Source organism: Trichodesmium erythraeum IMS101 (genome assembly GCF_000014265.1).
Taxonomy (GTDB): domain Bacteria; phylum Cyanobacteriota; class Cyanobacteriia; order Cyanobacteriales; family Microcoleaceae; genus Trichodesmium; species Trichodesmium erythraeum.
The window spans coordinates 3,145,388-3,160,844 of the sequence record NC_008312.1 but is presented as its reverse complement, the minus strand read 5'-3'; the positions used below and the strand labels follow the sequence as shown (position 1 = coordinate 3,160,844).

The following is a 15,457-nucleotide window of genomic DNA, read 5'->3' as shown; positions in this document are numbered from 1 at the left end:
AATAAAATTAGTATTACTTATATGCAGCTTATTCATAATAACTCTCAAGCACTTTTTGTATATCAACTTCTGTAAGAGATTTCAGTAAACTAAAAGTAAATGGTTCTTGATTGAGATACTGTAGATAAGACTCACTTAAATATAGTAATGACTCAGATTGATTTTGAATATAAACCCGAAAGAAAGCTACACTTAATGCCTGAAGATATGGATAAGCTAAATTAGGGTCAGGACCAATTAATTTTTTTGGTAGTTCTACAGGAACATTCTCTTCTTCTTGAATAAATGAAAAATGAGTTCCTGGTTTACTTATAACTAAATATTTTTCTGGGGTAGTTAAGCTAATAAATGGATAAATTTGCTCTGGAATTGGCTGAGCAAATAAGTCTTCAGTGCCGGTAATAATCATCACAGGAACTTTAATTTCACTCATATCTTTACTCATACCTTGACTGTCAGTTCTAAATAAAATACTACTAATAGGATTAATTGCAATAACTGCTTTGATTCTTTCATCTGCTAAACTGGGAGTAACTTCTTTCGCTAAATCAGTCATTTGACACTGGAACAACAGGGATAAATTTAAGATTAACTGAATATCTTCAGATTGGCAGTCTTTACTTAGTTGTTTGATGTTGAGAGGAGCACCTGCAACACTTAAAGCAGTATAACCACCAAAAGATTGACCTATTATCCCTACGTTTTGAAAATTTAGCTTACCTTGCCATATAGGGTCGGATCCTATTTTTTCTTCTATTTCATCTAGCGAATACTTAATATCTAGTGGGCGATTAATAAATGTCATCCCATCTACAGGTCTGCTAAGACCTGCAAACATTTTTTCAAGTTTTTCTGCATCTGAACCAATATGTTTTGGTACTATTACAGCAAAACCATGAGATGCTAAATGTTTAGCAAGATAGACAAAACTACTTATATCTGAACCTAAACCATGAGAAATAACTACCACAGGAATTAAGTTATTTCCAGAAATATTAGGCAGATAAATATCTACAGGAGAAGATCGTTTACGATAGGGATTTCTAAAGCTAAAAGATTGTTTTTTGAATGTTATATTCCCAGGCATTCTTAAGTCTGGAAAAAACTTAAAATTACGTTTTTTTTCTGCTAATGCTAAATCTTCTGCTTGTCTTTGTAATCCTGTTAAAATTCTATTTTTTTCTACAAAATTTTTTATTAACTCATCAACTAAATTCACACCTTCTTGTAATTCTATAAAAATATCTCCAGGAAATTTATTAAGTAAATTAATAATAGTTAAACCATTTGGATCTGCAAGAGCTAACTGAAAGGATTTTTTGATAGCTTCACTACCATTTTGCTTGTCTCCTGTTTGGATAATTTTACCTAAACGTTTTAGCATTTCTTTTCCCATTGGTTCTTTCATAAAAGCTTCTACAAAAGTAGGATCTAAGTTAAAAGGCTTTTGCAGAACTTCATATACTTCTTCTTTTAGTAGTTCCGAATAAAGATTAAATTCTTCTGTCTGTTTACCTTCTTCAGCCAAGTTTTCTAGAGATTTTACTAATATTTTAATTTGAAAATCTCGGATATAAACTTCTATTGGATTTTTAATATTTATATCGGGAACAGAAATTATAATTTGTTCAGCCGCAATAGCAAGAATAGGAGTAAAAATAGGTGATAATATGCTTAATCCTAAGGAAAATGAAATAAATTTTGCTTTTAATGATTGCAGTTTCATCAATAACTCCTAAATTATATGAATAAAGTCGTAGTGCATCAAGAAAGTGTGGGAATGGTAATATAATCATTGTTCTTAAATACTTTCTATTATCATGAAATTTCCTCTATGTGGCCATCAGAAAACTCATAAACATGGAAAGACCAGTAATGTTGTCAACGATATTATTGTCCTGAATGCCTACAAACTTTTACCGATACTTTTGACACTCTCTACTATCGTAGAACAATTCAACCTGAACAAATGCCCATGTTTCTAGAGGCTCACGTTGAGGGCAATAGTTTAAGAGGGATTAGTCGAACAGTGAATTTGGCCGATAATACGGTAGTTACTTTAGTGAGAGCTCCCTCTGAAAAAGGACAAATGATTCATAATGCTCATCTCCAGAATATCAATACCTCACAAATCAGCAGTGATGAGTTTTAGTCATTCGTTCAAAAAAACAAAAACAGTGCCAGTATCAGGAATTGAGAGAAGGGAATTCTTGGGTTGGCAAGCCCCTACGCTTCATCCAGTAGATTAATTCTGAGTGCTAGAGTAAGTCAACATACTGATCAGTTCATTGAGGAATTGGTCGTCAACACAGAAGGGAAAACTAGCTGTAAAAATGGCTAACTGATGATTTGGGAGGGTATGAACGAGTATTGCCCTGTTGGAATTATCAGACAGCAGCTCGGTCGATGGCATCGCCGACAGAATAAATTTGGCAAGTTCTGGCAACAAACTGAGCCAACAGTAAGGTTGGCGAGGGCCTACTTTAATTGGATTTGGGTTCATAGTCGCAAAGAAAATACTGCTACGCAAAGAGTTGAGGAACGCGATCGCTCCTTGGAGTTGGAATGACTTAATTACTTATCCCACACTTTACTGACCCACTACCGAATGCTATGGGTTAGCAGAAATTACTAAGAGAAAATTTCAAAAATTACCAAAGTCTTTCCCTCATTTGACTGATAGTATATTAATAATTGTTAAGCCCTTACTTAATTCTACACTATTATTCAATTGTTAGTTCTTTTCATACTCTACCTGCTTTTGTCTCATGTTTCTCAATTGAGCAGATAGTATTTTTAACAATTTAGAGGAAAAAAAATTAATCATTACCAACGTTATAAAGTTAGATTAGATATGCCCTTAACTCTAGAATTAATCAACAAAGAAATTGACTAAAAATATTGAAATATATAATCGTTGTGTTGGTCTATTAGTAGGACGATTCAATTAATTTTTTACAGTATATTGAGTACACTTTAAAGTTTGGCTTAGTTGACCTTGAACCACAGTATAGATAAACAAACATAAACCCCTAATTAACCCCAAAACTCCAATTATATGGAGTAATTTAAAGAAGACAGTATCAGTTAAAAATAGGGGCAGTAAAAAAATACCTAAAACCTATTTCGATAGAATTTTTTTCTTGATATTTATACAAAATTTATTTTGTATTTAATGCCATCCGATATAAAATATTTGTTTTTAATATAAATTGACATTATCGTTTTTTTATACTTCTATTTTTTCCTGTTTTCAGCTAACTTTAACTTGGACTTAATTGGGAAAACATAAGTCAAATTTTAACTCTACTTCTTGAACATTAATTTGTTTCAATGAGAGAATAATTTGCCTCTTGAAATTGAAAAATACTTTAACAGAAAAGGAAAGCTTATTGAGAATAGATTTGGTGTGGTGTGGTTGTGGAGCTTTGCATCAGAAGTATCCCATCACACCTCCCGCTTGTATTGAATAAAATTTCAAGTAAAATTCCCAACAATATTAGAAAAAAAGCTAATCTTATTACAGCACTTTCGTTCGTTTGTGAGGTAAAGTAAAAATAATGATTAAATAGGTAATACTAATTTCATAAACTTAAGCTACACTTTTAGAAGTAACCTATTATAGAAAATGTCCCCATGTCAGGAGTAGTAAAAATTGAGATAAATGAATCGGTAGAAACTCTCAAAAAACTTTTAAAAAGTGCGAGTACAGCTCAAGAAAAGGAAAGACTTCAAACTATTTACTGGTTGAAAACTCAAACAGTAGAAACAGTAAAAGAAATTGCGATAATGTTAGGACGCAATCGAGTCACAGTACAAAAATGGTTAGGGAAATATCGTACAGGTGGACTGAATCTTTTACTAGAACCAAAGAAAAATCTAGGAGGGAGGCCAAGTTCAATTCCACCAAATGTAATCGAGAAATTAGAAGCAGAATTGCAAAACCCGGAAGGTTTCCAAAGCTATGGTGAAATTCAACAGTGGTTAACGACTTGTTTTGACATCGAGCTGTCTTATCGAACAGTTCATCAATTAGTCAGATATAAATTAAAAAGTAAATTAAAAGTTCCACGTCCAAATCACATAAAACAAAATAAAGAAGCTCAAGAAAACTTTAAAAAAAACTCTCATCTCAACTAGAAGAGAAAATTAAGTTAATTAATAAATATTCGGAAAATCAACTGCCAATTCGCTATTGGTGTCAAGACGAGACTAGAATTGGATTAAAAACTATAACAGGTAAAGTCATTACTGCTTGCGGTGTTAAGCCCATTGGTTTATATCAATGGCTATTTAAATATCTATGGCTTTATGGTTTAGTAGAACCAAAAACAGGAGATTCCTTTTTTTATGAATTTAGTCATCTAGATACTCCTTGCTTTGAAAGATTTTTAGAGCTTTTTTCTCAAACATATCCTGAAGAGATTCATATTATTCAACTAGATAACGGGCGAGGGCATCTAGGGAATGATTTATCTATCCCTGATCACATCATTTTATTATTTCAACCTCCTTATTGTCCCGAAGTTAATCCCATTGAAAGACTGTGGAAAGAGGTGAAAAAATTCTTGAAAAATCGAGTTTTCGATTCCTTAGATTTCTGACGCAGAATCCTGAGAAATATATTAACTGGATTTAGTCAAAAAGATATTGCTTCTTGTACAGGATATGATTTTATTCTTGAAGCATTATGTGTAGTCGGACTTTAGGAAATTGGTATAAAATAATTTCTCATAGGCGATCGCTAAAGTCAAAAACTGATAACTAACTACAAAACTCCTTTGGAACTAGGAATTTCCCCAACTCGCCTGGGGTCAATTTCCGTAGCCATCCGTAGAGAACGAGCAAAAGCTTTAAACCCTGCCTCAATAATATGATGAGAATTAATTCCTCCCAACTGCCGAATATGCAAAGTCATCAAACTATTATTGGCCAGGGCCACAAAAAATTCCCGTACTAACTGAGTATCATAATTTCCCACCCGTTGAGTTGGCATTTCCAAACCATAACTTAAATGTGGACGACCAGAAAAATCTAAGGCCACTTCAACCAAAGCCTCATCCAAAGGAGCCAAAAAATGACCAAAACGGACAATACCCTTTCGATCGCCCAAGGCCTGCTTTAAAGCCTGGCCTAAAGTAATGCCCACATCCTCATTAGTATGATGGTCATCAATTTCAATATCCCCCACAGCCTGGACATCCAAATCAATCAGTCCATGAGAAGAAATTTGATGCAACATATGATCCAAAAAAGGAATACCAGTATTAGCCTGACAATTACCCACACCATCAAGATTAAGATTAACAGTCACATCAGTTTCTCCAGTTTTTCGTTTCACAGAAGCACGTCTAACAGGCAAATTCAGTATTGGTGCAGTAGATGAAGAAAGGCGATCGCTTATCTGCATAATAAATATATAAATATAGATATAAATTTTAAATTTTACTTTTTCAGTAGCACAGTTTTACAGCCTGTTTATTCATTATTGTTAAACTAAGCCAAGTAAGTTACCCTACCCGACTCGTCTTCAAAACCGGACGTGAGACTTTCACCTCATCCGGCTCCTCTCCTGAACGTCCTTTTACATAGGTACATCCCTGTTTTAGAATTAACATATCATTTACCCATAAATATTCATCAGGTAAGTCCTGTAACTTAGGTTTTGGGTATGTTTTATTATCTAAAGCAGTTTTAGTATCGTGACAATGTCGGTGTAACAGTTGTTTATTTTTAATTGAGTTATCACCGCCTTCAGATTTTGGTTTTATATGGTCTACTTCCCATTTGGTCGTCTGGTCTGAAGTAATTTCCACAATGTGCGCATTTACCTTTCTGTCGTTTTAACAGTGTTGTAACTTCTTTCCTTATACCGGGATATTTGCCTAGTCGGTTGCCCCAATATGTCCAATCTCCGTTATAGGGTGAGTTATTACCTTTAACCTTTACGTGTCGCACAATAGACACATTAGAGTGTTGGTTTAATACATATTCGCCGTCGTTAAGTATCCAGTTTCTGGAGCCCAGAGCGGGGAAGTATTTACTTTTTACCCAGGCTGCTGACTTATTAGAATGTCTCCGGTTTGCCCATCGACCTAATCTTTTCCATAGGAGGTTATCTATTTTAATAAATGCCTCTTTACTGACTACGGTTGAGAAGTAGTTAGACCAGCCTCTGATTATTGGATTTAATTTTGCTATAAGTACCTTGGTAGGAACTGCTTTCATAACATCAAATATTTCCGCCATCTTTTTGTATTGAGATTTCATACTATTAATTGATGGTTTAATCAGTGTTTTGAATCCCTGTTTGGTTGTCTTAACTTTCCACTGCCTTACTGTGAATCCTAAAAAGTCAAATCCAGGTTTGTTCCCTTCATATTCCTCTAAGGTGTGGGCAATTTTGGTTTTTTCTGGTTTTAGCTCTAATCCTACCTGGTTTAACCAATCCTGTATTACGGCTTTTGCTTGTAACAATACTTTGATATCTTTGTGTAGAATTACAAAGTCATCAGCATATCTTACTAGGGTTAATGCCTGTTTATTTTTTGCCTTTACTCCCGGAAGGGTTTCGGCATATTTTTCTAGACATTTTTCTTTCCCCGTGTAAGGCGATGTTTGCTAGTAAGGGTGATATAACCCCTCCCTGTGGTGTACCTTCCATAGTTTCTGAGAAATGTTTGTTATCAAATACCCCGGACTTTAACCATTGTTTGATTAATCGTCTGTAAGGTGTTCGTCCTACTTTTCTCAACAACGCATCATGGTTAATTCGGTCAAAACATTTGGATATGTCAGCATCTAAAACGTATTTTGGTTTTTTGTTGATGCTGTCATAGATTGCTGCAATAGCATCGTATGTTGACCTCCGGAAAAGACCATAACTATTAGGTTCAAAAAGGGCCTCCCATTCTGGTGACCTACCTAACTTTACCAGTGCTTGAAGGGCCCTATCATACAAAGTAGGTATGCTTAATGGACGTTTTTCTTCTTTCCCTGGTTTTGGTATCCAGACTCTACGGGTAGGGCTTGCTTTAAGATATCGTGACTTTAACATTTCTACCAAGTTAAATCTCTGCATTGGGGGAAGACTTTTTATACCATCTATACCCACAGTTTTCTTCCCCTGGTTTTCCTGAGTCACACGCCTAACAGCTAGCAACCTAGCATCATAACTTTTGGTCAGAAGTTTTTGGTATTTACGCATTTTGCGGATTTTGCCACGGCTGGATGCTTTATAGATTAACTTTTGTAACTTAAACACATACCGCTCAACTTTTTTCCAGTCTATATCCCTCCATTTAAGGTTAGGATTGACACAAATTTGGTCAAGCATATCGTAAGTGTCCCATGCCACACTTAAAAAGGGTTTTGGATTACCCAATCTTCTTTTTAGTATTTCAGCTTTTTTCATGACTAATCATTACTCTATATTACGTTCAACAGTGAGTACGTCTGCCTCTGCAATGCTTCTTACTCAATCCTAATCTCCTTAAGACCTACAACTTTTGTGTAGATTGACCTTGAATGGTTTCCTAAGTTTTCGACCTATTTACTTAGGTGTCTTAAATAGGTTTCCTCGTTCCATTATTCCTTTATTTCGATTGATTTAGTGGGGTAAATTCTCCCGGAGGGTTCGGCTTGGTTGTTAATAATCTCAGATACATAAGATTATTCAAAGACCCCCTGACTTTCGTCCTAAACTCCTTAGCTACCTTTGAAGTTGTTACTAATAACGAGAGTTTAATTACCTTCCTATTCGTCCACTTGTCAGCCTTTGCTAGAAGTCTCACTCATTTGGTAGTTAGAGCTTTGACCCCATTTAGACCAGCTTTAGGGATTGATGTTCAGTCTCTACCCTATGGCCTATGCTGTCAACCCAACAACAAGGTGGATGGAATTTCACCATCAAGGTAATAAGAGTTATTCACAAGTCGAGGTTGTCCTCATGTGATGACTTTGAACGGCCATTTATACCCAGTTTCCTGGTTTAGTGGCCAACGAGTCGCACGTATATACATAGATTGATGTCCCACAAGCTGGAAGTTTGTCCCCACTATGTTATTAAATGTATCAGCAATAAAGTTGTTGTTGGGTTTTGTTTATCAAACCCCAACAACAACCTAACAAACTAAACCTTAACTTAAGTCAATCAGAAAACTTTATTACTTACTTTTGTTTACTTCTGAATTTTGAATTTAGCTATACTTTCTTTACTTCTGACTAGAAATGTGCTGACTTTTGAGTTCAATATCTAAATTCCCATAATTTCATAACCAGCATCCACATAGACAACCTGACCAGTAATTCCACTTGCCAGATCACTACATAAAAAAGCAGCAGTATTACCAATTTCAATTTGAGTCACCGTACGACGCAACGGAGCCACTTTTTCCACATGATGAATCATATCCAAAATACCACCAACAGCAGAAGAAGCCAAAGTTCTAATTGGACCAGCAGAAATAGCATTTATCCTAATATTTTTGGGCCCAAGTTCTGCTGCTAAATAACGCACATTCATTTCCAAAGCAGACTTAGCAATTCCCATAACATTATAATTACGAACAACTCGCACCCCACCCAAGTAACTCAGAGTCAGAATACTCCCTCCTTCAGTCATCAACTCCTTAGCCTTTGAGCTTAAATCAATCAAAGAATAAGAACTAATCTCCAAAGCACGAGTAAACCCTTCACGAGTAGTATTACTAAAATCCCCAGACAACTCCTCCTTACCAGCAAAAGCCAAACAATGAATTAAAATATCCAGCTTACCCCACTTTTCCCCTACTTGGGCAAAAGTCTGTTTAACCTGTTGGTCATCTTGAACATTACAAGGTAAATATAAAGAAGGACTCAAAGGTTCGACTAACTCCCAAACCTTCTTTTGAAACTTACCCTTATCATCTGGTAGATAAGTAACCCCCAAATTAGCCCCGGCTTTATGAAGTTGTTGAGCAATACCCCAAGCAATAGAACGATTATTTGCAATCCCTGTCACCAGAGCATTTTTTCCAGTTAAGTTTAACATTATATCATTAATTTTTATTAATATTTAATTTGATCAAAAATTTCAAATTTAATTTGATCATGATGTATTACCGATTGATGGTATGATTATTATATGTATATTTGCTATACCAGCAAAATAGTACTAATAGGCCATCATTAAACATTAAGTTTTTCAGTTTCAATATGCTAATTTATCTCAATAAATGTTTACAACAAAATAAAATCAATCCTAAATATACAGCAATATCTTGTAATTTGATAGTATTACCTTTGCTTAGTTAGTGAATTACTTATTATAAAAATATAAAGAAAAAAATTTAGATGAGAGAATTGAGTTAGTTGACAACTTACGTCATAAAGTATTATTATGCTACAGTTGTTAAAAGCAATAAAGTAGGTAGATTTTTTCATCTTCCAAAACTTGTTATAGTTGCGCTTATGTAATAGATATGCCATTAAATATTTTAACTTTTGATTAATAAAAGTCTGGTTTGTCTATATGTCGCCATCTAAATGCAAGTATAAATTTGAGAGACTCGGTTAGCTTGAACGTTGATACCTGTTAATATCGTGCTGCCGACAACTTTGGTAGAAACAGGAAGTCAAAATTTAAATGTCATAACCAGTGAAGTTTTAGATCAGTTTTATGAAGCAGTGTAAGGAAATTGCTCGTGACGCATGATAGACCGCTAGCATCTGTTTTCCGTAATATATCTGGTGGCTCATATCCACCAGTGATAGAAACTTTTGAGCGGAGCAAGACAATATTTTTTCCAGGAGATCCTGCCGAGCGTGTCTACGTCTTAATAAAAGGCGCAGTAAAGCTATCTAGGGTTTATGAAGCAGGAGACGAAATTACAGTAGCCTTACTTAGGGAGAATAGTGTATTTGGTGTGCTATCTCTAATAACAGGCCATAAGTCAGATCGTTTCTACCATGCAGTGGCATTTACTCCAGTAGAGTTAATATCAGTGCCAATTGACCAAGTAGAAAAAGCTCTAAGAGAAGATCCAGAACTGTCAGTTATTCTATTGCGTGGACTATCATCCCGAATTTTACAGACAGAAATGATGATTGAAACCTTGGCACACCGAGATATGGGTTCTAGACTGGTTAGCTTTTTGTTAATCCTTTGTCGAGATTTTGGAGTTCCTAGAGATGATGGGATTATGATTGACTTGAAATTATCTCACCAAGCAATTGCAGAAGCAATTGGGTCAACAAGGGTGACTGTTACTCGTCTACTTGGAGACCTCAGGCAAGATGAAATGATATCTATTCATAAAAAGAAAATTACAGTACATAACCCAGTAGCTTTAAGTCAGCAATTTACTTAATTAAAAAAATAAAATAAATACTTGTAAAAATATTAATCATCCAACTTTTTATAGTGCTGACATCTTGCCAGAAATGGCTGTAACTTACTTTTGATTAAATCTACTACAATCAATTGAGTCATCAAGATTACTTTACATAAAGCATATTTGATAAGGGTTTATGACCTGAAACAAGAATCAGAAGCTATCCTTACAATTAAACTATTACCAGCAGGCATTAATGACCGCGGGTATTATCCTAATATTGGCAATTTTACTTTTAGGTAGTGTAATCGCTACTATTAGTGATCGTATAGGTAAAAAAGTAGGTAAAGCAAGACTAAGACTATTTAACCTCAGACCCCGCTATACTGCTGCATTAGTATCTATGCTCACTGGCAGTATTCTTTCCGCTTTAACCTTAGCTACTTTATTTGCAACAAGCAAACCGTTAAGAAAAGGTGTTTTTAGAATAGATGAAATCCAAATCAAGCTTAATCAAACCAGCAAAGAACTGACAAAAGCTGAATTAGAAATAACTAAAATCAAGAATGAATTACAAATATTAAAAAATGATTTAAGATTAGCTTATTCCGAGTTAAATCAAGTTAATCAATCTTTTCAGAAAACTTTAGACCAAAAAGCTAAAACAGAGGCTAGACTAAAAATAGCTCAAAATCAATTAAATCAAGCTCAAGCAGAGAAAACTAGAATTGAAGCTAAACTTAATTTAACTCAAAGTAGACTAAGTGATATTATACAAGAAAAAGAAACACTCAAACAAGAAATTGAGCAATTGCAAGAAATAGATAGTCGAAAAATATTAGAAGACTAAATGTATAATAGCATTTTTCATTCATAAAAAAATATCAAGAAATAGCATTAATTTAGTCAGTAATAAAAAATCTTTAAACATGATTTTAGGATTTGACCCTGGTCGTGATAAATGTGGAATTGCAATTATGGATAAAAATAGGCAATTGCATTATAACCAAGTCGTAGATTCTGCCAAAATTACTATAACAATTACAAAACTAAGTCAACAGTTTGACATTAATTTAATTATTATAGGCGATCAAACCACATCAAAAATTTGGCAACAAAACCTCACAGAAATTATCTCAGAAAAAATACCAATAATAAAAATAGATGAACGCTATAGTAGTTTAGAAGCTCGCGATCGCTACTGGCAAATAAATCCCCCTCAAGGATTTGTACGTCTCATTCCACCTGGGATGCGAATCCCGCCCAAACCAATAGATGATATTGTAGCCATTATTTTAATCGAAAGATATTTAAATATTAATGAATTTTAACATCACACTTAACTTTAACTGAATCAATAAATTTTGCTACATATAGCAATCCTAAATCATTTACAAAAAATTACTAGTTCTTTGAAAAATAGCTCCAATCACTGTTACTTTTGGTTTATCTCTTCAGCATAAGTAACTTCTATCCTCTCATCTCTTTTACTTTTCAGATAGGATTGTTATATCTGTAATTAATTTGGCATAACTATTTAGATAACCTATTTATATATAAATCAGGAAATTATAGATCCATAAAAGAACAATAACTATTCCAGCGATACAAAAAGACTTTAGTTGCCTGAGTTTAACTGTAACTGGCTTGAGAAGAGTAATTCTTATTGGAGTGAAACTATCAAAAACTAATTTAATAAGATCAAATTTAAGTATATCTTGTCTCACAGAAACTCAATTCAATCAAGCATTTTTAAATAGGTCTAATTTCAGCTTTACCAAAATGGGTGAAACTGTAATAACCTATCCTGACTTTACAAAAACGAATTTTAGTGGATATTTTTTAGATAAGATAAAAATTGTCTAGAGCAAATTTAAGTAGTGCTAAATAAGTATATTAAAAAATCAATTTAATATAATTAAAAGATATTAGTATTTAAGGAATAACTAATTTAAAAATAAACTGCCAGTTTCCTCTATTAACAAACTAGATTTATCTAAATTAAAATCATTAGTTTCAGTCATAATAAGCTCTAAAAGACACTTTTCAGAAGTGAACAGTGTTTGTATAAATAAAAATCCTCCTGTCTCTCTGTAGAAAGTGATATTTATAGGAACTTTCAACGTCTTTAAAATAACTTCTGATTTTCCTGACAACTGACGTTGTGTGGTATCTCCAATTACCTCATAAGAAATTTTAGCAGCAGTTTTATTTGTAAGTTTAATATTGACAAAACCATTAACAGGTTTGATAATTCTCAGAGGCAATTGTCTTTCTAGTTGTAAAGAAGGTGTTGAATCATTAATAATTGATTGTTCTGAAGACTTACTTTGAAGAGGACTTGATGGTGATGTCGTTGAAGACTGTTTTCCTTGAGAAGGGGATTGAGGTATGGGATAATCAAAACGAGGTAATTGTGCTTGGCTAAGGAGAGGCCAAAATATGCTTGATAGTAATATAAGTATAGGTCTACAAATTGCAATGTTTAGTCTAGTATTTATATCGAACAATTCATGGATCAACTGCATAATTATTTGGTTAAATAATTTAATATTTGTTTTTAATTAAATACCTACTATCATATCAGAAAAGTTTTAGATGAAAAGGCTAATGAAAAATTACGATTGGATTGTAGTTGGGGGTGGTATAACTGGGGCAGCTCTTAGTTATGAATTAGCAAAAAAAGGTTTTACTGTACTCCTATTAGAAAAATATTCTACTTTAAACAATGCAACTCGTTATAGTTATGCTAGTTTACCCTACTGGTTAGGTAATACGGATTTGATTAAACAACTTGTTCAGGAGGGAAAACAACGCCATCATTGTTTATCTGAAGAGTTAGAAGCAGATACTCAGTTTCGAGAGTTAGATTTATTGCTAACTATCGCCCCAGAAGACGACCCAGGAAAAATAGCTACTAATTTCTCCAAGTATAATATTTTACCTCGGCTCATAAGTGTCGAAGAAGCCTTTGAAATGGAACCCTTACTAAACAAAGAGGCGATCGCAGGAGCTTTTACTGTTAGTCAAGGTCATGTTTCTCCAGAAGCCATAACTCTAGGATATTTCCAAGCATTTACTAGGTTAGGAGGTCAAATTGAAATTATAGAGGTAACTGGGTTCGTTAAAACTGGTGATAATGCAAGGATAACCGGGGTATACACTAAAAGCAAAACTTATCACACAGCTAATGTTGTTATTTGTGCAGGAGGAATTTCCCGTCACTTCCTAAAGTCAGCAGGTATTTCTACTCGTGTTTATTTTACCCATGCTGAAATGCTAGAAACTCCTCCTGTAGAACTACAACTAAAGACTATCGTTTTGCCAGCACTAACAAGTCGTTTAAATTATGAAATTGCTACAAGTACAGTTGAGTGCGAGAAAATGTGGGATGAACCTGGTCATGAGTTTGTACCGTTTAGCTTAGACCCTGGTGCAATTCAATTTAAAAATAATAGCATTAGAATAGGTCAAATTTCCCGCGTACTCACTGACCCCTACGCTAAAGTTGATCCTATTCAAAGTGAAGCCACTATGCGAGTAGAAATAGGAAAAGTTTTGCCTGCACTAGAAGATTTACCAGCAACCTGGCATCACTGCTTAGTAGCATACAGTGCTGACGACTTACCTCTCATCGGAGCTATTCCTAATTTAGAAGGAATACATATTTTTTCTGGCTTTAGTAGTCCATTTACACTGGTACCTCCCCTAGCTAAAAGATTTGCTAATTATGTAGCTGGGGAAAATGATCAGATTATCCAGCAATTATCTCCCAGTCGGTTTCTCTAATTAATTAGTTCTCCTCATAGCTAGATCCTTACCTAAAATTCCGTTTTGAAAAAAGAATGTTACGAATAGTAAGGGTGATAAAAAGCTCTTAGAGGAGATGTCCATTTGATCTCATGGGGTGACAAGCTAGTTGAAAGCTATATTTAGAGAGGAATTTGCCTTCGGGGACTGAATAATATTTCAACAAAAAGAAAACGCTCAATAGGAAATGCTGGGGTGTCAGAGCGATCGCACTACGCCCCCTAACCGTGTTGAAGAATTATTCAAGCTGTATTATAACCCACATTCCGCACTTCATATTGTATTACAAGAGGTTACAAGAGAATATCTATTTAATTAAGTAGAATTACTTATGGTCTTTAGTCACTTCAAGTGAGATCATAAAACTGATGATTCCATCCTTATTGAGTATCAAAAAAATGTCTTTAATCCCACATTCCGCACTTCAAAACGTAGCATAAAAAGCTACAAGACAATATCTATTTAATTAAGCATAATTACTTATGATCTTTAGTCACTTCAAGTGAGATCATAAAGCTGATGATTGCATTCTTATTGAGTATCAAAAAATGTCTTTAATAGAAGAAATAACAATTGAAAATCTTGACCCAAAATTATGGGATTTATACTCTTTAGAAATCAAGGAAAAAGAAATTAATAAACAGTCTATAGTCTATCATCATCAAATGGAAATTAAACCAAGAGGCTCAGAAATAGAAAGAAGGACTGTCGCAGCTGGCCGATTTATTTTAGCTACAAATATTGATTCGTCTTCAGACCTTCATTGCTCAGAAATACTCTGGAATTATAAAAACTAACAAAGTTGTGAACGTGGTTTGGTGATTAATCATTGAGCCACAATTTTTTGCTGATAGTTTTTTGTCAGAAAATCAGAAAGAGTAGAAACAATACTATTTATTATGTCACTGTGTTTATTAGTATATAATCTAGGCCAAAGAGAACTGAGAAAAACTTTAAAAAGAAGCAATAGTACAATTAGGAAAACTAACAAATACTTCGACATTAAGATGGGTATTTCAATGCTTTCAAGTCGTACATTTCTTGAGAATTAATCAATCGCCAAAAGTGGTTAATCTCACAGAAGAAAGGAGCTTAATTTTAGAGTGTTTACCCTCGAGTTGTCAAAAATATTATCTGGGAAACAATAATAAGAAGCGATAGACTTCCAGTCCGCTTCGCGATCGCATTACTTGAAGAACTAAGAAAATTAACTGATGCGAACAACAGGATTGTAGTTCCTCCTGTATGTTCTGCTGCCAAAAGAAATCCCTGGTTTGCTCAAAATATTCATGCCACTAATTTTTTGTGTTCTATAGAATTAATTTGTTTAATTT

General features: G+C 34.1%; 12 protein-coding genes and 2 pseudogenes. 9 read left to right on the top strand and 5 right to left on the bottom strand.

Going from position 1 to position 15,457, the window contains the following annotated elements; genetic code table 11:
• Nucleotides 1-28: 28 nt before the first annotated feature.
• Nucleotides 29-1,726 carry an alpha/beta hydrolase gene (locus TERY_RS09625; protein ID WP_011611647.1) on the bottom strand — a complete coding sequence of 566 codons (1,698 nt, stop codon included), beginning with the start codon at nt 1,724-1,726 and terminating at the stop codon, nt 29-31.
• 79 nt (nt 1,727-1,805) lie between these two features.
• Here TERY_RS09625 and TERY_RS30465 point away from each other — a divergent pair.
• The 3 genes and pseudogenes from TERY_RS30465 (at nt 1,806) to TERY_RS27735 (ending at nt 4,604) form a co-directional block, all read left to right on the top strand.
• A pseudogene (locus TERY_RS30465) lies at nt 1,806-2,597 on the top strand (IS1 family transposase).
• A gap of 1,039 nt (nt 2,598-3,636) precedes the next feature.
• Nucleotides 3,637-4,140, top strand: coding sequence for a helix-turn-helix domain-containing protein (locus tag TERY_RS09610; RefSeq protein WP_011609939.1), 504 nt, complete (start codon nt 3,637-3,639; stop codon nt 4,138-4,140).
• A gap of 8 nt (nt 4,141-4,148) precedes the next feature.
• Nucleotides 4,149-4,604, top strand: coding sequence for an IS630 family transposase (locus TERY_RS27735; RefSeq protein WP_081432519.1), 456 nt, complete (start codon nt 4,149-4,151; stop codon nt 4,602-4,604).
• A 164-nt stretch (nt 4,605-4,768) separates the two neighbouring features.
• Here TERY_RS27735 and hisB read toward each other — a convergent pair whose 3' ends face one another.
• From hisB to fabI, 3 genes and pseudogenes are all read right to left on the bottom strand, one after another.
• Nucleotides 4,769-5,410 (bottom strand): imidazoleglycerol-phosphate dehydratase HisB, encoded by a 642-nt coding sequence (gene hisB, locus TERY_RS09605; protein ID WP_011611646.1) that lies wholly within the window; start codon nt 5,408-5,410, stop codon nt 4,769-4,771.
• Nucleotides 5,411-5,510: 100 nt separating this feature from the next.
• Nucleotides 5,511-7,414, bottom strand: a pseudogene (gene ltrA / locus TERY_RS25110) (group II intron reverse transcriptase/maturase).
• A gap of 840 nt (nt 7,415-8,254) precedes the next feature.
• Entirely contained in the window at nt 8,255-9,031 is a 777-nt protein-coding gene (gene fabI, locus TERY_RS09590; RefSeq protein WP_011611643.1) for an enoyl-ACP reductase FabI, read from the bottom strand.
• 646 nt (nt 9,032-9,677) lie between these two features.
• Here fabI and ntcA point away from each other — a divergent pair.
• From ntcA to TERY_RS27730, 4 genes are all read left to right on the top strand, one after another.
• Nucleotides 9,678-10,349: a global nitrogen regulator NtcA gene (ntcA, locus tag TERY_RS09585; RefSeq protein ID WP_063823337.1), complete on the top strand. Its 672-nt coding sequence runs from the start codon at nt 9,678-9,680 to the stop codon at nt 10,347-10,349.
• A gap of 220 nt (nt 10,350-10,569) precedes the next feature.
• On the top strand, nt 10,570-11,163 hold the full coding sequence (locus TERY_RS09580) for a DUF3084 domain-containing protein (RefSeq protein WP_011611641.1): 594 nt from the start codon (nt 10,570-10,572) through the stop codon (nt 11,161-11,163).
• A 79-nt stretch (nt 11,164-11,242) separates the two neighbouring features.
• Nucleotides 11,243-11,644, top strand: a complete 402-nt coding sequence (locus TERY_RS09575) for a pre-16S rRNA-processing nuclease YqgF (RefSeq protein WP_011611640.1) — start codon at nt 11,243-11,245, stop codon at nt 11,642-11,644.
• Nucleotides 11,645-11,984: 340 nt separating this feature from the next.
• Nucleotides 11,985-12,179 (top strand): pentapeptide repeat-containing protein, encoded by a 195-nt coding sequence (locus TERY_RS27730; protein ID WP_196797263.1) that lies wholly within the window; start codon nt 11,985-11,987, stop codon nt 12,177-12,179.
• Nucleotides 12,180-12,259: 80 nt separating this feature from the next.
• Here the strand turns inward: TERY_RS27730 and TERY_RS25105 are convergent, their stop codons facing one another.
• Nucleotides 12,260-12,841, bottom strand: coding sequence for a hypothetical protein (locus TERY_RS25105; protein ID WP_011611639.1), 582 nt, complete (start codon nt 12,839-12,841; stop codon nt 12,260-12,262).
• A gap of 82 nt (nt 12,842-12,923) precedes the next feature.
• Here TERY_RS25105 and TERY_RS09565 point away from each other — a divergent pair, with 82 nt between their 5' ends.
• Entirely contained in the window at nt 12,924-14,102 is a 1,179-nt protein-coding gene (locus TERY_RS09565) for an NAD(P)/FAD-dependent oxidoreductase (protein ID WP_044136661.1), read from the top strand.
• Nucleotides 14,103-14,671: 569 nt separating this feature from the next.
• Entirely contained in the window at nt 14,672-14,920 is a 249-nt protein-coding gene (locus tag TERY_RS09560) for a hypothetical protein (RefSeq protein WP_011611637.1), read from the top strand.
• The last annotated feature ends 537 nt before the right edge of the window (nt 14,921-15,457 follow it).